Below are 15,414 nucleotides of genomic sequence, written 5' to 3'. Positions count from 1 at the left end.
ATAACCATGCATATTGCCTTCAATTAAAACCTATTAATCCCGAACAACCAAGAAATAAATTATTAACTTTAAACTAAATAAACCTGAAAGTTGAAAGAAAAGTGACAACCAAATTCAGGCAAGTACATACCTATTACCTATTACCTATTACCTTTTACCTATTACCTTTTACCTATTACCTATTACCTTTTACCTATCACATCTCCAACACCCCCTGTTTAGATTCCAAAATATAAGGCAATAGATATTGATAAACCTGAAAAATGGGTAAACCCATTACGGTATAATAAGAACCTTTGATCTCCTCAATACCAACCATACCGATAAAATCTTGAACGCCATAAGCACCGGCTTTATCTAAGCCTGATCCTCCCCTAACATAAAAATCAATTTCCCAATCGACTAATTTTTTAAAAGTAACTAAGGATTCATCAATTGTACTGTAAAGTCCATGCGGGCCCGCCAAAGCAATTCCTGTAATTACCTGATGGGTACGACCGGATAAATCCAACAACATTTGTCGGGCTTCCGATTTATCCATGGGTTTATTCAGAATTTTTCCATCAATAATAACCACCGTATCAGCCGCCAAAACTAACTGATTGTTAACCGAAGCACTTAAAACCTGCGCTTTTTTCTCCGCTAACATTTTCGGTACTTCTTGAGCCGGCATGTCGTCCGGAAAGGATTCATCAATGTCAGAAGGAAGAATGGTGAATTCAAAGCCTGCTTGACTTAATATTTCTTTTCTTCGTGGAGAATTAGAGGCTAAGATCAGAGGAAATTGTAAGGTCAGATTATTTTGCATGGCTAAAAATAATTAAAAATTGCAAAGAATTCTAAGACAAAATCGCTTACATCCATTATTTTTTTTCAATATTTTATTTAAAACATTTGTATTCAATGTAATTACATTTAATTTTACAACATCAATTATTCAATCATGGGTATTAACGATGACATCAAGCAACAAAATTTTACCTCAGAGGAGCAAAAAGCTCTTTTAAATGTAATTTTTACAGGTAATTGGGTCGCCCATCAACAACATGAACTTTTGAAACCTTTTGGATTAACCATGCAACAATACAATGTGTTGCGTATTTTAAGAGGACAAAATGGCCAACCGATGACTGTATTGGCGATCATTGAAAGAATGTTAGATAAAACGTCCAATGCTTCAAGATTGGTTGATAAACTTTTGGAAAAGAAATTGGTTATACGTAGAGAATGTCCCAATGACCGAAGGGCAGTTGACATTCTAATTTTACCTGAGGGTTTAAGCTTGCTTTCCGAAATCGATCTTATTCAACAAGAATGGAACATTCGATTTTCCAAAGTGGGCAAAGAAAATCTACAGAAGTTAAATGAACTCTTAGATTTGTTTCGCAGTTAGTATTTAAACAATTAAATTTTATAAAAATGAAAAAAGTACAAGTAATTTTATCAGCCCTAGTAGTAGGATTTATCTCAATGACCAGTGCAACTGCCGCACCGAAACCTGTGAATGTGTCAACATCAGCAAGTAAAGTAGTTTGGTTAGCTAAAAAAGTAACTGGAGAACACAATGGTACAGTTGCTATCTCCAATGGATCTTTATCTATTGATGGTAACAAATTAGTAGGCGGAAACTTTACTATTGATTTAAAATCAATTGTTTGTAAAGATTTAACAGATCCAGGGTACAATCAAAAATTTATCACTCACATCACTTCAGGCGATTTCTTTGAAGTTGAAAAATTCCCAACAGCTAATTTTGTTATCACTAAAGTTGCAGGCAACCAAGTGTCAGGAAATATGACCATCAAAGGAATTACGAAAGCAGTTAGTTTCCCAGCACAAATCTCTGTTGCAGGTGGAAAAGTAAGTGCAGTGGCTTCTATTACCATTGATAGAACAGATTATAACATTAAATACGGTTCAAAGAAATTTTTCGAGTCCATTGGCGACAAAGCTATTTACGATGATTTTGCTTTAACTGTTACCTTAGTTAGCGAATAAATATTTAAGGGGCATCCATTGCCCCTTTTTACCATTTTCAAACATTTAAAATTCATCATATGTCGATTATTGACTCATTAAAGTGGCGCTATGCTGCAAAAAGAATGAACTCCCAAACAGTTCCTTCTGAAAAAATTGACACTTTATTAGAAGCCATTCAATTATCTGCTTCCGGTTTTGGATTACAACCTTACAAAGTTTTTGTCATTGATAGTCCAGAATTAAAAGCTCAAATCCAACCGATTGCTTATGGTCAACCACAAGTAACAGAAGCATCCCATCTTTTGGTGTTTGCAGCATGGAATGAAATTACTCAGGAAAAAATCGATGCATTTATTCAATTGGTTGCTGAAACCAGAAATGCTCCTTTAGAAGCATTAACGGATTATAAAAATGCCATCGTTGGTTCTATGTTGAAATTGCCTAAAGAAATCCAAGCTAATTGGGCTGACCGCCAGGTATATTTAGCCATGGGAACGGCATTAGTTGCAGCAGCTGAATTGAAAATCGACACCACTCCGATGGAGGGATTTGTGCCAGCTAAATTAGATGAATTATTAGATTTGCAAGCGCAAGGATTGCATTCGGTTTTGATGTTAACCGTTGGTTATCGTGATGAAGCAGCTGATTACATGACAGGAGCAGCCAAAGTACGCTATCCTAAAAATGAATTAATAATTAAATTATAATTTCTGTTGTTCAAATTATATCATTAAAAAAGCCTAAGATTATTTCTTAGGCTTTTTGTTTAGGCAAAATCTTCCACTTTTTTTACCGCTAATAATCCTAGTTTAGCTCCTTCCTGTAGCATAAACTCCCAGGCAGACTCCAAATCATTGCGAACAATTCCTTCCAAAATGGCCTCTCTGATGGCTAATTTAATAATTCCAATTTCCTTACTTGGTCCTAGATCAAATGTTTCCATGATGATTTCCCCGGTAATGATGGGTTGGAAATTACGCAATTGATCTTTTTCCTCTACCTCTTTCAGCTTTTCCTCCACCAAATCAAAATTGCGTAAATAACGTTTGACTTTATCTCCATTTTTGGAAGTTATATCCGCGCGACAAAGTGTCATTAATGCTTCTAATTCATCTCCCGCTTCGAACAACAATCGACGTAAAGCAGCATCAGTAATTTCTTCTTTAGATAAAGCAATGGGACGAAGATGCAAACGAACAAGTTTTTGAACCAATTTCATTTTTTCATTCAAAGGCAATTTAAAGCGTTTGAATATGGAAGGTACTTGCCTTGCTCCCATTTCCTCATGTCCATGAAAAGTCCAACCTTTTTTGGGATCAAATCTTTTGGTTGCCGGTTTGGCAATATCATGCAAAATAGCTGACCATCGCCACCATAAATCAGTGGTATGCGCTGAAATATTATCTAAAACTTGTAAGGTATGATAAAAATTGTCTTTATGCCCTTTCCCTTCTTCCGTATCCACACCTTTCAATTTCATGAATTCAGGAAAAATAATGGGTAAAATTTGACAAGCATCCAATAATAAGAATCCATAAGATGGCTTATTCGTCAAAATAATCTTATTTAACTCATCACTGATTCTTTCCATGGATATGATGGATAATCGAGTTCTTTCATCGATCAATGCATCGAATGTTGAGGGAAAGATGTCGAAGCCTAATTGAGCTGCAAAACGAACTGCTCGCATCATCCGAAGGGGATCGTCTGAAAAAGTTATTTTTGGCTCTAAAGGGGTCCGAATAATTTTCTTTTTTAAATCGGACAAGCCATCAAAAGGATCTAAAAAATGACCCCAGGATTCTTGATTTAGCTGTACTGCCATCGCATTGATGGTGAAATCTCGTCGATTTTGGTCATCTTCTAAAGTGCCTTCCTCAACAATCGGTTTACGAGAATCGCGATTATAGGATTCTTTTCTAGCTCCTACAAATTCTAATTCCCAATCATCCACCATTAACATAGCCGTTCCAAAATTCTTAAAAATGGAAACAGCATGCTCTGGCAAACGAAATTCTTTGGCAACTTCCTCTGCTAATTCAATCCCAGATCCAATACAAACTACATCAATATCTTTACATGGACGATCTAATATTCGATCACGAACATATCCACCAATGACATAAGCATCCAAACCTAATCGATCCGCAGCTAATCCTATTTTTTTAAAAATGGGATGATCAATAATTTCATGACCTGTTTTCATTATTTACGAATCAAGGAATAATCGCCATTTAATCCTAATTTGACAATTTTGGATGGCTTAATTAATTTATTTTCACCTTTGGGATTTTGCAAAATACAATCCACTTGGTTTTTGATTTGTTCATTTATGGAGCTAAAATGGCTTGGTGATTCTTCACCAGAAAGGTTAGCTGAGGTAGAAACGATGGCTCTTTGAAAGCGATAAACCAAACCTTTGCAAAATTCATCTTTCAATAATCGAATGGCAATACTTCCGTCTGGAGCTAAAACATGCTTACTTACATTCTTACCTTTGGGATAAATGACTGTTAAAGGATCCTCTGCAAAATCAACTAAATCCCATGCGATATCTGGAACCTGCTCCACATACTCATTCAATTGCTCAATTTTGGAAATCAATAGAATTAGCCCCTTATCAATGGGCCGATTTTTAATTTGAAACAATTTTTCAATGGAAGCATCCATTCTGGCATCACAACCTAAACCCCAAATCGTATCAGAAGGATATAATATGACCCCACCTGATTTCAATGATTGAAGTGCTTCCGTGTAAATATTTGGCATCATAAGCACAAAGGTAAAGATAATTTCCTCTTTTGTGAAGGTCTTGAAGGATTGTTTAATCTGAAATGGCTACCTTTGTGGATTGAAAACTTGCGCAAACACATATCTACATAAATAAAATGTCGAGTATTGAATCTCAATTAATTAATAGTTTAAAAGAAGGTTTAAATTCATTGTTTCAAATTGAAGTAAACGATATTTCGCTTCAAGAAACCAAAAAAGAGTTTGTAGGAACATACACATTGGTTGTATTTCCGTTTACCAAACAAGCCGGCATGGCGCCTCCTCAAATTGCTTCTAAGTTAGGAGAATTCCTGATTGAAAATTGTTCGGAAGTGAAAGCCTTTCAAGTGGTTCAAGGATTTTTAAACATTTCCCTTCATGATTCGGTTTGGATTCAATCATTAGAGGAATTAGCTTCCAAAAAGAACTTAAATTTAGCATCCAAAGACGAGAAAATTCTGATTGAATATTCCTCACCTAATACCAACAAACCTCTTCATTTAGGCCATTTACGTAATAATTTTTTAGGTTTTTCGGTGGCAGAAATTTTGAAAGCAGGTGGTTTTGAAGTCATTAAAACCAATTTGGTGAATGATCGTGGTATTCATATTTGTAAATCCATGTTGGCTTACCAATTATTTGGAAACCATGAGACACCGGAATCAAGCGGATTAAAAGGAGATCATTTAGTAGGAAAATATTATGTCGCATTCGATAAAGCTTATAAACAACAAATTGAGGAATTGGTAGCAAAAGGCTTAGATGCCGACAAAGCTAAAACAGAAGCACCTATCCTATTGCAAGCACAAGAAATGTTACTTCAATGGGAGCAAAATCAACCAGATGTGATTGCACTTTGGGAAAAAATGAATGAATGGGTGTTTGATGGTTTTGCTAAAAGTTACCAAACCATGGGAGTGACTTTTGACAAAATCTATCGCGAATCGAATACCTATTTGTTGGGAAAAGCATTGGTTGAAGAAGGATTAAATCAAGGCGTATTTTTCAAAAAAGAAGATGGATCTGTTTGGATTGACTTAACTGAAGAAGGTTTAGATGAAAAATTGGTGTTACGTAGAGATGGCACTTCGGTTTATATCACACAAGACATGGGCACAGCCCAATTGAAATACCAAGATTTTGGTGCGAATAGATCTGTCTATGTAGTTGGAAATGAACAAGATTACCATTTTGAGGTATTGTTTCATATTTTGAAAAAATTAAATAAGCCATTTTCTCAAGGAAATTATCATTTGTCCTACGGTATGGTCGATTTGCCAAGTGGCAAAATGAAATCGAGAGAAGGAACGGTAGTAGATGCAGATGATTTAATGGCAGAAATGATTCAAACCGCCAAAGATCGAACCTTGGAATTAGGTAAAATTGAGGGTTTTTCCAAAGAAGAATCCGACGCATTGTTTCATAATTTGGGCTTAGGTGCATTGAAATATTTTCTTTTGAAAGTAGATCCCAAGAAAAGAATGCTGTTTAATCCAGAAGAATCCATTGATTTCCAAGGCAATACAGGTCCATTTATTCAATATACACATTCAAGAATTTGTTCCATTTTAAGAAAATCTGGAGAAGAAAGCCTACCCAAATTAGTTTCAAGTACAGAATTAGCAGAATGCGAGCAAGAATTAATTTACCTTTTAGGTCAATATCCTATCAAAATTGAGGAAGCTTGCGCTCAATATTCCCCTTCCATTATTGCCCAATACATTTATGATGTGGCCAAGCAATTCAATAAACTTTACAATGAATTGAGCATTTTAAATGAAGAAAATATTGATAAGAAAAATTTACGATTAACTTTGGCAAGCATGACAGGCAAAACAATTCATCACGGTAGTAGTTTACTTGGCATTGTTTCACCAGAACGCATGTAACATGAAACGTGTTATTTATTTTTTCATCTTTATAACTTTTATCCTTATGATAACGAACATTATGAAAATTGGATCATTATTAACTGCTTTAGCACTTCCATTTACTCAAAAGAAAGTCTTGAACCGTCCAGAAGAACTGAGCATAGTTGCTCCACAAAACATCTATCAATTCAAAATGAAAGGCATTGATGGAAAAGAAATTGATTTTACTCAATTTAAAGGGAAAAAAGTGGTGATTTTGAATACCGCATCCAAATGTGGCTATACTCCACAATATGCCGATTGGGAAAAATTCCACAAAGAAAATAAAGACATTGTTGTATTAGGCTTTCCAGCCAATGAATTTGGTGGACAAGAGCCAGGAAGCAATACAGAAATTGCTAATTTTTGTCAAAAAAATTACGGCGTTTCCTTTCAAATGATGGAAAAAGTGGTGGTTAAGGGTGAAGGAAAATGTAATTTATATCAATGGCTTACAGACAAATCCAAAAACGGTTGGAACGAAAAAGAACCTAGTTGGAATTTTTGTAAATATGTCATCAACGAAAAAGGTGAATTAACCAACTTTTTTGCCTCTGGAATCAAACCATCAAGTCCAGAATTTTTAGAAGCATTGAAAAAATAATGATGAATCGTTGGGTTGAAGCATCAAGACCTAGAACTCTTCCATTGGCATTAGCCAGTATATTATTAGGTAATATATTGGCTTTTTCCAATGGAAGTTTTTCTTTTGAAATAGCTACACTAGCTATCATTACCACCATTCTTTTGCAGGTTTTGTCGAATTTCGCCAATGATTTTGGAGACACAAAAAACGGCGTTGATACCAAAGATCGAAAGGTGGCTTTGCGAACTGTTCAGACTGGCAAAATAAGTCCAACAGAAATGAAAAATGCCATTATTTTCTTGGCCATTTTATCTTTTGTTGCTGGCATTTTTTTATTGTTTCAAAGTTTAAAAGACGAAAGCCTACAAGTTTGGTTTTCATTTTTAGGACTTGGCATTTTATGTATTATCGCAGCGATCACGTATACCATTGGGAAGCGACCTTATGGCTATATGGGATTAGGTGACATTTCTGTTTTTCTGTTTTTTGGCTGGGTAGGAACCCTTGGTAGTTATTATTTACAAAGCAAACAAATTGATTTTTCTGTTTTACTTCCAGCCTCTGCTTGCGGCTTTTTATCTGTTGCAGTTTTAAACCTCAACAATCTCAGAGATATCGACAATGACATCAAAAACGGAAAAAACTCCATCCCTGTTCGTATTGGCAAGAAAAATGGATTCTTATATCAACAAGCACTATACATCTCAGCTATTCTAGGATTTGGCTTATACCCCATCATCTCGGGTATAGAATTTTCAAACGTGCAAAATTTTGCGCTTTTGGTAGGTTATTATCCATTAATTAAAATTAGTAGAGAACTAAAGCCAAACATGGGGCCGAAGGAGATTGACCCTTACCTAAAGAAGACTTCCTTAAGCACTTTATGGCTGATCATTGTTTTTGGCATCGTTAAAATTTTTCTTAGCCATTGATTTCCTTAATTTTACAAAAAATCTTTACATGAAATTCAAATTCCAACTATCTGTTTTATTCCTTTTCGCCATTAGTCTTTCTTCTTTTGCTCAAGAAACCAGCAATTATCTGGAATTAGGACTTACCCAAAATAAGACTGGCAATTATGCTGAGGCACTTCGATTTTTCAGTTTAGAAATTGAAAAGAATGCTGCCAATCCTGACCCTATCGCATTTTACAATCGAGGCTTTGCTAAATATAACCTGAAAGATTTCCAAGGAGCTATTTTTGATTTTGATAAAGCTATAGAACTAAAGCCAACATATTTTGAGGCTTTTATTGCTCGCGGACAAAGTTATAGCAAAAAGGACAATCACAAAGTGGCCATTCAAGATTACAACGAAGCCATTCGTTTAAATCCATTAGAACCTTCTGCGTATTATAGTCGTGGTCTTTCCAAAGGCAAGTTGGAAAATTACCGCGGTGCTTTATCTGATTTCAACAAATCTCTTGAATTGGCTCCAGACTATGCTCCTTGTTTAGCGGCAAGAGGAGATTGTAAAGTCAAATTAGGCGATTACAAAAACAGCATAGACGATTTCAATAAAGCGATTGAAATCAGTCCAAAAAGAGCAGGTTACTTTTCAGGAAGAGGATTTGCCAAAATGAAATTGAATGAATTCCAAGCGGCGATTAAAGATTACAATGAGGCGATTAAAATTAGTCCAGATGATGCAGATGATTGGTATAATTTAGGTTTTTGCAAAACTCAATTGGAAAATTACCGTGGAGAAAATGATGAAAAAGGTGCTTTGGAGGATTTCAATAAGTCCTTGGAATTGGACCCGAATAAAATGGCTGCTTTGTACGGAAGAGCCTTTGTGAAATCAAAATTAGGTGATCCAAGAGGTGCTATTGAAGATTATTCAAAGGCGGGTGATCAAGGTAATTTGGAAGGCCAAAAAATACTATATACCGCTAAAATGGGAAAAGTTCAATTGGATGAACTTAGAAATGGCGTTCAAGATAAAATCAAAATGGCTGAATTTTCTTCCGAAAAATCAGAGGTCTATTTTAATCGCGGGGTCGCAAAAGCAAAATCCGGAGATCCAAAACAAGCCATGGATGATTACAATAAAGCGATTTCTTTGAATCCAGTTTATTCAGAAGCATATTACATGCGTGCCCTAGCTAAATCGATATTAGGAGAGCAAAGAAGTGCCATTCAAGATTGTTCCAATGCAATTAAATTAAATCCGAAATATGCAGAGGCCTATTTTGTTCGTGGATTAATCAAATTAGCCTTAAATGATGCTAGTGGATGCTTAGATTTAAGTAAATCTGGCGAATTAGGGTATAATCAAGCTTATCAAGTGATTAGAGACTATTGTAACTAGACTTTCTTAAACATAAAAAAAGCTGTCGAAGCAAATTCGACAGCTTTTTTTATGTTCTATTCAAATCGTAAATGTTTGACGGATTCCCCTGAATTGGCTAATTCCTCCAATGCTTCGATTCCAATTTGCAAATGCGTTTGAACAAAATTCGTTGTTACTTTTTTATCGCTCGCCTCGGTTTTTACGCCATCTGGCGTCATCGGATTATCTGAAACTAACAATAAGGCTCCATGAGGGATTTTATTAACAAAGCCTACCGTAAAAATAGTCGCTGTTTCCATATCAATCCCCATGGCACGAATCTCCGTTAAATAAGCTTTGAATTTCTCGTCGTGCTCCCAAACCCTGCGGTTGGTAGTATAAATCAAACCTGTCCAATAATCCAATTCATGTTTTTTGATCATGGATGAAACTGCACGCTGAAGTCGGAAGGAAGGTAAAGCTGGAATCTCTTTGGGCATGTATTCATCGGATGTCCCTTCTCCCCTAACGGCTGCAATGGGTAATATCAAGTCACCCAAACTTAAATTTTTCTTGAGTCCACCGCATTTCCCCAAGAATAAAACGGCTTTAGGAGAAATGGCTGATAAAATATCCATGACAGTCGCTGCCATGGGCGAACCCATTCCAAAATTAATAATGGTGATGTTGTTAGCAGTGGCAGTTTGCATAGGCTTATCCAAGCCTAAAATAGGTACTTGGTATTGGTCAGCAAACATATCGACGTAATTCCTAAAGTTGGTGAGTAAAATGTATTGTCCAAAATCATTAATGGAAGTACCGGTGTAACGAGGTAGCCAATTTTGAACAATTTCTTCTTTTGTTTTCATGTATATTTTTAAAATTGTGATGAAATTAATGGTAAATAGATTAATTTAGAATTTGTTTCAAATAAGCCCAAATGGAGCTAAGTACAAATCTTAATTTAGTATTTCCGACCTTTAATTACAAATTAAAGCAAAAGGATGGAAAACTTTATATTTTCGATGAAATTGCCAAAAAATTTAGACTTCTTACTCCGGAAGAATGGGTTAGGCAACACTGCTTACACTATTTAATTAGCGAACTAAACTATCCTTCGGGACTGATTCAAATAGAAGGTAATTTGAAAATAAATCAGCTAAACAGAAGAACAGATATTCGTATCTATCAAAACGATGGTAGTGTTTTTATGATCATTGAATGCAAAGCACCACATGTAGCAATAACAGACGTAACCTTGTCACAAATTAGCCAATACCAAAAAAATCATGACGCCAAATTTGTTGCCATGACCAATGGATTAGAAATTCAAACTTTTGAAATACAACAACTTAATAAAGAAATAACTTCCAACAATCAATTTCCTTCTTATCTATGAAAAAATTATTTTTCCAAATATTGTTTTTAAGTATCGTTGTGCCTCAAATGGCAAATAGTCAAACCAAGACTAAAGCGACACCTCAAAGACCTGCCTTAGTAGTGGGTATCGTAGTTGACCAAATGCGCTATGATTATTTAAATAAATACAGTAATCGATATTCAGAAGGTGGATTCAAACGGTTGATGCGAGAAGGCCTAAACTGTCAGGATAACCATTATAATTACGCTCCAACGGTGACAGCTGCAGGACATGCCAGTGTGTACACCGGAACTGTTCCTGCTGTTCATGGTATTGTAGGTAACGATTGGACAGATGTTAAAACAGGAAAAAAAGTCTATTGCACAGATGATTCTACGGTAAAAACATTAGGAACAACAGGAAATACAGGGTTGATGTCGCCGAAAAACCTGTGGACAAGCACCATCACCGATCAATTAAAAATTTCACAAAATTTCAAATCCAAAACCATCGCCGTTGCTTTAAAGGACAGAGGTGCTATCCTTCCTGGCGGGCATTTAGCAAATGGCTCTTATTGGTATGATTCCAAGGAAGGCCGATTCATCAGCTCATCCTTTTATTTCAATGAATTACCACAATGGGTACAAGATTTCAATGCGCAAGAATTAGCCAAAAAATATGTGGCACAAGGTTGGAACACTTTGTACCCGATCGAAACATATACACAAAGTTATGTGGATGATAATCCTTTTGAAAGCAAATTACCTGGAGAGAAAAGTCCTACCTTCCCGCATGATTTAAAAGGAGGAAATCCTTTGGAAGTATTGCGCAGTACTCCATACGGCAACACGATCACCAAAGACTTTGCCTTAAAGGCCATTGAAGCAGAAAAATTAGGACAAAATGGTACGACGGATTTCTTAGCCATTAGTTTTTCTTCCCCTGACTATATCGGACATGCTTTTGGTCCTCAATCCATTGAATTGGAAGATAATTATTTGAGATTAGATCGTGAAATTGAAGATATTTTAAAAACTTTGGACAAGAAGTTTGGCAAAGAAAATGTGTTGGTATTTTTAACGGCAGATCATGCCGTGGCAGAGGTACCCGGATTTATCAATAGTAAAAAAATGCCTGGAGGAGTATTTGATCGAAATAAAGCCAATGAGGAAGTGAAGAAAGCCATTACAAGCGAATTGGGTGATTTAAACTTGATAATTGCGGAAGATAACTCGCAATTATACTTGAATCATGCTTTAATGAGTAAAATGGGAATTGATAAAAATAAATTAGGAGATATTATTCGTAAAGCATATCAAAAAGTGGATGGATTTTCAGAATTGATCGATATGCAAAAAATTGGATCAAGCAGCTTAATTTCTAATTACCGAACCTTGGTTGAAAACGGCTACAATCCGGCTAGAAGTGGCGATTTCATGGTATTGCTTAAACCTCAATGGTTTATTGGCTACAAAACAGGAACTACACATAGCACTTTGTATGCGTATGATACCCACGTACCTCTTTTGTTTTATGGTTGGAAAGTTCAACCGAATGAATACACCAAACGAACAAGCATTTCTGACATTTCCACCACTTTGGCCAATTGGTTAAAATGTATGGAACCGTCGGGTAGTATAGGTGCAGTTATCCCTTACAAGTTATAACACATGTCGTTTGATTTAAATAAGATTATTTGAAGAAATTGTCTTATTTTTGTATCAAATTTTTGAACATATTAAAGAATTAATTTATGAAAATTGCTGTTGTTGGAACAGGTTATGTTGGTTTAGTTACGGGGACATGTTTTGCAGAAACAGGTAATCATGTTACTTGCGTAGATATCAATCAAGAAAAAATTGAAATGATGCAAGCAGGTAAAATTCCCATTTATGAACCAGGTTTAGAAGATCTGTTTAAACGCAATTCAGAAGAAGGAAGATTAAATTTTACCACATCACTTTCGGAAGGAATAAAAGATGCCAAAGTAATTTTCTTAGCACTACCTACTCCTCCAGGCGAAAATGGGTCTGCAGATTTAAAATATATTCTACAAGTTGCCAACGATTTAGGTCCATTATTAGAAACCTATGCCGTAATTATTGATAAAAGTACAGTACCAGTAGGTACATCTGAACTTGTCAAAAATGCCATAGGTAAAAATGCAAAAGTCGATTTTGATGTTGTATCCAATCCAGAATTTTTGAGAGAAGGAGTCGCGGTGGAGGATTTCATGAAACCAGACCGAGTGGTTATTGGAACAGAATCCGACAAAGCTAAAGAAGTAATGTCGAAATTATACGCCCCATTGGTTCGCCAAGGCAACCCAATCATTTTCATGGATGAACGTTCGGCAGAAATGACCAAATATGCAGCAAATGCATTTTTGGCCACTAAAATCACTTTCATGAATGAAATTGCTAATTTATGCGAGTTGGTAGGTGCAAATGTGGATGATATCCGAAGAGGTATTGGTACTGATTCTCGAATTGGAAAAAGATTTTTATTTGCTGGTATTGGTTATGGAGGAAGTTGTTTTCCAAAAGATGTACAAGCTTTGGCTAAAACATCGGAAGAAAATGACTATCAATTTCATATTTTAGAGAGTGTCATGCGGGTAAATGAAACTCAAAAAACGAAATTAATGCCTCAAATTAAATCCTACTTTAACCATGATTTAGCAGGCAAAAAAATAGGTATCTGGGGCTTGGCTTTTAAACCATATACAGATGATATCCGTGAGGCACCCGCTTTGTATAACATTGAAGCATTATTGGAATTAGGTTGTGAGGTTCACGTGTATGATCCAGAAGCGATGCCCAATGTGAAAGCGATTCTAGGCGACAAAGTTACTTTTTGTAAAAACCCATATGAGGCGATCGATCAAGCAGATGCCTTATTGATTGTAACTGAATGGCCACAATTCCGTACTCCCGACTTTGATAAAATGGATTCTTTATTAAAAAACAAGGTCATTTTTGACGGACGAAATTTATATGAATTATCCCAAATGAAGGAATTAGGTTATACGTATTATTCAATTGGACGAGGAGTGGTGAGTTGATAGGTAATAGGTAATAGGAAATAGTAGAGTCGACCCTTGCGGTTGACTTAGGTAAGAGGTAAAAGACCGATGGCTGAGCGGAGTCGAAGCCGGAGGTCGTAAGAGGTAAAAGGTAATAGGTAAAAGGTAATAGGAAATAGTAGAGTCGACCCTTGCGGTTGACTTAGGTAAGAGGTAAAAGACCGATGGCTGAGCGGAGTCGAAGCCGGAGGTCGTAATAGGTAATAGGTAAAAGGTAATAGGTAAAAGAAATATAAGAAGAATTATTGTTTGATATAAGTACTTTGTCATAACTCATCAATTATTCAATTTGGTTTTAAGATTTAAACATATATGAAAAGAGTATTAATAACAGGAGGCGCGGGATTTTTGGGTTCGCATTTATGTGATCGTTTTATTAAAGAGGGTTACCATGTAATAGCCATGGATAATTTGATAACGGGTGATTTGAAAAACATCGAGCACCTATTCAAGTTGCCAAATTTTGAATTTTACCACCATGATGTATCCAAATTTATCCATGTTCCCGGAGAATTGGATTACATCTTGCATTTTGCTTCTCCAGCATCCCCTATTGATTATTTAAAAATACCGATTCAAACCTTGAAAGTTGGATCATTGGGTATTCATAATTGCCTTGGATTAGCTCGAGTAAAAAATGCACGAGTATTAATCGCATCTACCTCTGAAGTGTATGGAGATCCATTGGTTCATCCTCAAACAGAAGAATATTGGGGTAATGTGAATCCTGTAGGCCCAAGAGGCGTCTATGACGAAGCGAAACGCTTCCAAGAGGCTATGACCATGGCTTACCATACTTTTCATGGCTTAGAAACAAGAATTGTACGTATTTTCAATACCTATGGACCAAGAATGCGATTGAATGATGGCCGAGTATTGCCTGCATTCATTGGACAAGCTTTACGAGGTGAAGATTTAACCATGTTTGGTGACGGTTCTCAAACAAGAGCCTTCTGTTATGTAGATGATTTGGTGGAAGGAATTTATCGCTTGTTATTAAGTGATTATGCTCAACCTGTCAATATCGGTAATCCAGATGAAATCACGATTAAAGAATTTGGTGAGGAAATCATCAAATTAACAGGAACAAGTCAAAAATTAATCTCCCTTCCTTTACCTACAGACGACCCTAAACAACGTAAACCTGATATCACCAAAGCAAAGGCGTTATTAGGCTGGGAGCCTAAGGTTTCAAGAGCAGACGGACTTAAAATCACTTACGAATATTTCAAATCACTGAGTCCTGAAGATTTACATCGAATGGCAGAGCATAAGGCGTTTTAGTTATTAGGTAATAGGTATTAGGTATTAGGTATTAGGTATTAGGTATTAGTTAGGGGTCTAGTTCTATAAAATTGTTTACAAACCAACAACTATTAACTAAAAACTAATAACTAAAAACTAAAAAAAGGCTGATCTTTCGATCAGCCTTTTTTTGTAAACTATGGTA

Annotated in this window: 15 protein-coding genes; 11 read left to right on the top strand and 4 right to left on the bottom strand. The window is 35.8% G+C overall.

Features of this window, described 5'->3' with window-relative positions:
- Positions 1–196: 196 nt before the first annotated feature.
- Positions 197–808, bottom strand: coding sequence for a Maf family protein (locus V7S76_RS03325; RefSeq protein ID WP_459508594.1), 612 nt, complete (start codon positions 806–808; stop codon positions 197–199).
- Positions 809–943: 135 nt separating this feature from the next.
- On the opposite strand from V7S76_RS03325, the gene V7S76_RS03320 reads away from it, so the two are divergent.
- Genes V7S76_RS03320 through V7S76_RS03310 form a run of 3 tightly spaced genes read left to right on the top strand, consistent with a single transcriptional unit; the run spans position 944 to position 2,687 of the window.
- Positions 944–1,393 carry a MarR family winged helix-turn-helix transcriptional regulator gene (locus V7S76_RS03320; RefSeq protein WP_459508593.1) on the top strand — a complete coding sequence of 150 codons (450 nt, stop codon included), beginning with the start codon at positions 944–946 and terminating at the stop codon, positions 1,391–1,393.
- Positions 1,394–1,419: 26 nt separating this feature from the next.
- The gene (locus V7S76_RS03315) at positions 1,420–1,998 is read left to right on the top strand and encodes a YceI family protein (protein ID WP_459508592.1); all 579 of its coding nucleotides are present in this window, start codon (positions 1,420–1,422) and stop codon (positions 1,996–1,998) included.
- Positions 1,999–2,057: 59 nt separating this feature from the next.
- The gene (locus tag V7S76_RS03310) at positions 2,058–2,687 is read left to right on the top strand and encodes an NAD(P)H-dependent oxidoreductase (RefSeq protein ID WP_459508591.1); all 630 of its coding nucleotides are present in this window, start codon (positions 2,058–2,060) and stop codon (positions 2,685–2,687) included.
- Positions 2,688–2,746: 59 nt separating this feature from the next.
- Here V7S76_RS03310 and V7S76_RS03305 read toward each other — a convergent pair whose 3' ends face one another.
- Both V7S76_RS03305 and V7S76_RS03300 read right to left on the bottom strand, forming a co-directional pair.
- Positions 2,747–4,186 (bottom strand): CCA tRNA nucleotidyltransferase, encoded by a 1,440-nt coding sequence (locus tag V7S76_RS03305; protein WP_459508590.1) that lies wholly within the window; start codon positions 4,184–4,186, stop codon positions 2,747–2,749.
- Positions 4,186–4,752 (bottom strand): L-threonylcarbamoyladenylate synthase, encoded by a 567-nt coding sequence (locus V7S76_RS03300; RefSeq protein WP_459508589.1) that lies wholly within the window; start codon positions 4,750–4,752, stop codon positions 4,186–4,188. The genes V7S76_RS03305 and V7S76_RS03300 overlap by 1 nt, the downstream gene beginning before the upstream one ends.
- Positions 4,753–4,868: 116 nt before the next feature.
- On the opposite strand from V7S76_RS03300, the gene argS reads away from it, so the two are divergent.
- Genes argS through V7S76_RS03280 form a run of 4 tightly spaced genes read left to right on the top strand, consistent with a single transcriptional unit; the run spans position 4,869 to position 9,558 of the window.
- The gene (gene argS, locus V7S76_RS03295; protein ID WP_459508588.1) at positions 4,869–6,641 is read left to right on the top strand and encodes an arginine--tRNA ligase; all 1,773 of its coding nucleotides are present in this window, start codon (positions 4,869–4,871) and stop codon (positions 6,639–6,641) included.
- 46 nt (positions 6,642–6,687) lie between these two features.
- Positions 6,688–7,266 (top strand): glutathione peroxidase, encoded by a 579-nt coding sequence (locus V7S76_RS03290; RefSeq protein ID WP_459508587.1) that lies wholly within the window; start codon positions 6,688–6,690, stop codon positions 7,264–7,266.
- Positions 7,266–8,180 (top strand): 1,4-dihydroxy-2-naphthoate polyprenyltransferase, encoded by a 915-nt coding sequence (locus tag V7S76_RS03285; RefSeq protein ID WP_459508586.1) that lies wholly within the window; start codon positions 7,266–7,268, stop codon positions 8,178–8,180. The genes V7S76_RS03290 and V7S76_RS03285 overlap by 1 nt, the downstream gene beginning before the upstream one ends.
- Positions 8,181–8,208: 28 nt before the next feature.
- Positions 8,209–9,558 (top strand): tetratricopeptide repeat protein, encoded by a 1,350-nt coding sequence (locus tag V7S76_RS03280; RefSeq protein ID WP_459508585.1) that lies wholly within the window; start codon positions 8,209–8,211, stop codon positions 9,556–9,558.
- A gap of 56 nt (positions 9,559–9,614) precedes the next feature.
- On the opposite strand, the gene V7S76_RS03275 is transcribed toward V7S76_RS03280, so the two are convergent.
- A complete protein-coding gene (locus tag V7S76_RS03275) occupies positions 9,615–10,388 on the bottom strand; it encodes an AMP nucleosidase (RefSeq protein WP_459508584.1) in 774 nt (257 codons plus the stop codon).
- Between the two features lie 71 nt (positions 10,389–10,459).
- On the opposite strand from V7S76_RS03275, the gene V7S76_RS03270 reads away from it, so the two are divergent.
- The 4 genes from V7S76_RS03270 to V7S76_RS03255 all read left to right on the top strand — a co-directional run bounded on the left by V7S76_RS03270 (position 10,460) and on the right by V7S76_RS03255 (position 15,248).
- Positions 10,460–10,918, top strand: a complete 459-nt coding sequence (locus V7S76_RS03270) for a type I restriction enzyme HsdR N-terminal domain-containing protein (protein ID WP_459508583.1) — start codon at positions 10,460–10,462, stop codon at positions 10,916–10,918.
- Positions 10,915–12,546, top strand: coding sequence for an alkaline phosphatase PafA (gene pafA, locus V7S76_RS03265; RefSeq protein ID WP_459508582.1), 1,632 nt, complete (start codon positions 10,915–10,917; stop codon positions 12,544–12,546). The genes V7S76_RS03270 and pafA overlap by 4 nt, the downstream gene beginning before the upstream one ends.
- Positions 12,547–12,632: 86 nt before the next feature.
- The gene (locus tag V7S76_RS03260) at positions 12,633–13,943 is read left to right on the top strand and encodes a UDP-glucose dehydrogenase family protein (protein ID WP_459508581.1); all 1,311 of its coding nucleotides are present in this window, start codon (positions 12,633–12,635) and stop codon (positions 13,941–13,943) included.
- 333 nt (positions 13,944–14,276) lie between these two features.
- On the top strand, positions 14,277–15,248 hold the full coding sequence (locus V7S76_RS03255) for a UDP-glucuronic acid decarboxylase family protein (RefSeq protein WP_459508580.1): 972 nt from the start codon (positions 14,277–14,279) through the stop codon (positions 15,246–15,248).
- Positions 15,249–15,414: the final 166 nt, after the last annotated feature.

The organism is Aquirufa sp. ROCK2-A2, from assembly GCF_054558485.1.
The sequence above is the reverse complement of the archived record's forward strand: the minus strand, read 5'-3'. Positions and strand labels throughout refer to the sequence as shown.